Origin of the sequence: Brevundimonas sp. (assembly GCF_016463295.1) — a bacterium.
Classification (GTDB): Bacteria; Pseudomonadota; Alphaproteobacteria; order Caulobacterales; family Caulobacteraceae; genus Brevundimonas.
On the sequence record NZ_JAEMRO010000139.1, the window covers coordinates 1 to 3119 of the forward strand.

Annotated in this window: 3 protein-coding genes and 1 pseudogene; 2 read left to right on the forward strand and 2 right to left on the reverse strand. The window is 68.2% G+C overall.

The annotated features are described in order from the left end of the window. Window positions 1-179: 179 nt before the first annotated feature. Complete coding sequence (aroB, locus tag JHC81_RS14170) at window positions 180-1298, reverse strand: 3-dehydroquinate synthase (protein ID WP_292175754.1); 1119 nt, start codon at window positions 1296-1298, stop codon at window positions 180-182. Further along, a complete protein-coding gene (locus JHC81_RS14175; protein ID WP_292175755.1) occupies window positions 1295-1861 on the reverse strand; it encodes a shikimate kinase in 567 nt (188 codons plus the stop codon). The genes aroB and JHC81_RS14175 overlap by 4 nt, the downstream gene beginning before the upstream one ends. A 113-nt stretch (window positions 1862-1974) precedes the next feature. On the opposite strand from JHC81_RS14175, the gene JHC81_RS14180 reads away from it, so the two are divergent. Together JHC81_RS14180 and JHC81_RS14185 are read left to right on the forward strand one after the other, a co-directional pair. Continuing rightward, window positions 1975-2874 (forward strand): site-specific tyrosine recombinase XerD, encoded by a 900-nt coding sequence (locus tag JHC81_RS14180; RefSeq protein WP_292175757.1) that lies wholly within the window; start codon window positions 1975-1977, stop codon window positions 2872-2874. An 84-nt stretch (window positions 2875-2958) separates the two neighbouring features. Next, window positions 2959-3119: pseudogene (locus JHC81_RS14185) on the forward strand (acetyl-CoA carboxylase carboxyl transferase subunit alpha); the annotation flags it as partial.

Genomic DNA, 3119 nt, shown 5'->3' on the forward strand with positions numbered 1-3119 from the left:
ACGCCCGCCTCGACCACATGCCCACCACCAACCCCAATACCGACCCCTGGGGGTAACGGCCGGAGCAAAGACCAGACGACCACCGCTGCCGGATCACTCCGGCGGTGATTTCGCGTCGGGCGTAAGTTGCGTTGCGACCGGAAGCAAAGCGGCGCGACCAGGCCCCGCGCGGTTCGCCGTCAGCTCGCGCCTTCGGCCTTGAGGAAGGCCAGCAGGGCGCTCGCATCGACGGCCTTGTCCACAAAGGTGTTCCCGATCGCGCGAGCGAGGATGAGGGTCAGCCCCCCGCCTTCGGCCTTCTTGTCGCCCGCCATGCGGTCGAGCAGGGCCTGGGCCGAAAACGCCCCGGCTTGCGACAAGCGCGTGGGCAGACCGGCCTCCTCGAATACGATTTCGATCCGTGCCGCATCCTCGGCAGCGCACAAACCCTGCGCCGCGGAATATCGAAAGGCCATGGCACAGCCCAAGGCCACGGCTTCCCCATGCGCCAGCGCGGCCTCGTCGAAGCCCAACTCCGCCTCGATCGCATGTCCGAAGGTGTGGCCCAGGTTCAGCAGGGCACGGCGACCCGCTTCCTTCTCATCCTCGCCTACGATAGCGCTCTTGATCTCCACTGAGCGGACGACGGCGCGGTGCAGGGCCCCGGCCTCCCCCGTGGCTCCTGAGGCCCCCTCCCCGGCCAGCCAGTCGAAGAAAGCCGCGTCGCAGATCAGGCCGTGTTTCAGTACCTCGGCCCAGCCCGAGCGCAGCTGCCGCTCTGGCAGAGTGGCCAGCAGGTCGATATCGGCCAGTACCAGGCGCGGCTGATGGAACGCGCCGACCAGGTTCTTGCCGCGCGGGGTGTCGATCGCGGTCTTGCCGCCTACGGAAGAGTCGACCTGGGCCAGCAGGGTCGTCGGCACCTGGACGAAGTCGATGCCGCGCATGAACAGGGCCGCTGCAAGCCCGGCCAGATCGCCGACCACGCCCCCGCCCAGCGCCACGACCAGATCGCGCCGGTCCAGTCCCAGCGCGATCAGTCGATCCAGCACCCGCTCCAGTTCGGCGAAGGACTTGGAGCCCTCGCCCGGCGGCACAGTCACCATCCGGGCATCAAGGCCCGCGTCTTTCAGGCTCGCCAGGGTCTCTTCAGCATGCAGGGCCGCGACGGTCTCATCGCTGATGACGACCACGCGTCCCCGGGCCATGGGCAGCAGCCTCGGGCCGAGTTCGGCCAGCACACCCCGGCCAACCACGACGTCATAGGGCCGAAACCCGGCCCCCGTCACGGTCAGGGTCGTCGTCTCTGCCGTCGTCATGCCGATGTCCTTGCCCAGTAAGCTTCCAGTGCCGTCATGATGGCCTCGACCGCCTGGGTGTGGGCCCCGTCGCTCACGTCCACCGTCAGATCCGCGGTGGCGTAAACCGGGTAACGGGCGTCGGCCAGCCCCTTCAGCGCCTCCAGCGGATCGCGCCCGCGAAGCAGAGGCCGGGTGTCGCGGCGCTGAACCCTCTGGGCGATGGTGCGCAGGTCGGCCCGCATCCAGACGGTGACTGCTCTCGCCTTCAGTGCCGCCTGGGTGTCGGTGTTCAGTATGGCCCCGCCGCCGGTGGCCAGAACCATCCGCGGGCCGTCCAGCAGTCGCTTCATCACCCGCGCCTCGCCCGCGCGAAACTCCCCCTCGCCCAACTGGCTGAAGATGTCGGACACGGTCATGCCGGCGGCGGTCTCGATCTCGGCGTCGCCGTCCGCAAAAGGCAGACCCAGCCGGCGCGCCAGTCGACGACCCACCGTCGATTTTCCCACGCCCATCAAACCGACCAGGGCTATGCTGCGCTCATGCGTCGGAATCGGTTCGGATCGTACGGCAGGCTCGCTCACCCGCGGTTCCTCGGAAACGGTCGGGCGGTTGGCGACGGGCGGAGCAGGTTCGGGCACGGCATGACCCCACCATCCTCTACACCAAGCGCGGCCTCGCGAAAGCCGGTTGGCCCATGAGCGCGGCACAGATCGAAGCCTTTCTGGAGATGATGGCGGTCGAGCGCGACGCCTCGCCTCACACACTGGCTGCCTATGGCCGTGATCTGGCCGATGCGGATGCGGGCACGGCGTCGGGCCTGATGCAGGCGAGCGAGGCCGAGATCGAGACCTGGTACGCCACCCTAGCCAGCCGGGGCCTGTCGGCGGCGACTCAGGCAAGACGGCGCTCGGCGGTGCGGCAGTTCTACCGCTTTGCCCTGGGCGAGAGTTGGCGCATCGATGATCCGTCCCGCCGTCTGGACGCGCCCAAACAGGGACGGTCCCTGCCCAAGGTGCTCTCACGTGAGGAGATCGAGCGGCTGCTGGGCGTCGTGGCGGCGCGGGACGGTCATGCGGGCCTGCGCCTGATCGCCCTGCTGGAGCTGGCCTATGCGTCGGGTCTGCGCGTATCGGAACTGCTGGCCCTTCGCGTCGAGGCCGTGCGGCGCGATCCGGCCTGGCTGATCGTACGCGGCAAGGGCGGCAAGGAGCGGCTGGTCCCGCTCAACGGTTCGGCACGCGACGCGGTGAAGGCCTGGCTGGTCGCACGCGATGCAGCCCGCCCCCCCAAGGCGCCGGACAGTCCCTGGCTGTTCCCATCGTCGTCGGCCAAGGGTCATCTGACGCCCCGCCGCTTCGCCCAGTTGCTGGATCAGGCCGCGATAGAGGCCGGTATCGACCCGGCCCGCGTCAGCCCGCACGTCCTGCGTCACGCCTTCGCCACCCATCTGCTGGAGGGCGGAGCTGATCTACGCGTCGTCCAGACACTGCTGGGCCATGCCGACATCGGCACGACACAGATATACACACATGTGGCTACGGACCGGCTGACGCAGGTGGTGACACAGCATCATCCTCTGGCGCGGGACGACTGAACCGTCTCTTGCCCCGCAGCGTTGACCTCACTAGTTTCCGCCACCCTCTCTGACGCGCCCAGCGCGCCTTTACCGGACGCTTTCATGGCCACGCACTATCTCGAGTTCGAAAAACCCATCGCCGATCTGGAGGACAAGATCGAGGAGCTGTCGCTGCTCGCCTCGACCTCCGGCTCGTTCGAGACCGAGATCGATGGCCTGCGCAAGAAGGCCGAGCAGCTGCGCAAGAAGACCTATGCCGGTCT

Coding starts and splice junctions, on each gene's coding strand:
- aroB (WP_292175754.1), bottom strand. CDS start 1,298: ATGACGACGGCAGAGACGACGACCCTGACCGTGACGGGGGCCGGGTTT.
- JHC81_RS14180 (WP_292175757.1), top strand. CDS start 1,975: ATGAGCGCGGCACAGATCGAAGCCTTTCTGGAGATGATGGCGGTCGAG.